Source organism: Halomonas sp. SIMBA_159, assembly GCF_046536035.1.
GTDB classification, from domain to species: Bacteria; Pseudomonadota; Gammaproteobacteria; order Pseudomonadales; family Halomonadaceae; genus Vreelandella; species Vreelandella venusta_A.
Genome location: NZ_JAWJBT010000647.1, coordinates 1 through 269 on the forward strand (window position 1 = coordinate 1; position 269 = coordinate 269).

At 49.8% G+C, this 269-nt stretch carries 1 protein-coding gene; it reads left to right on the forward strand.

Features of this window, described 5'->3' with window-relative positions:
* Positions 1 to 12: 12 nt before the first annotated feature.
* Positions 13 to 269, forward strand: a 257-nt coding sequence (locus R0J87_RS20795; protein ID WP_498888632.1) for a sulfatase-like hydrolase/transferase, incomplete at its 3' end; no start/stop codon positions are given.

The window sequence follows — 269 nt, forward strand, 5'->3', positions numbered from 1 at the left end:
GTATGGACGATAGTGGCGACTGTCATATTGGTCATTCTTCAGATGGGTACGGTCATGCCATTGCACGGGCAGTCCGGGGAATCCGACATTGAGAATGTTATCTTTATCCTCAGCGACGATCACCGGTATGACTTTATGAGTTTTATGGAGAAATCTCCCGATTTTCTGGATACTCCGGCAATGGACCGCATGGCCAGGGAAGGAGCGCACATAAAAAACGCTTTTGTGACCACCTCCATCTGCTCGCCGAGCCGTGCCTCAATTCTTAC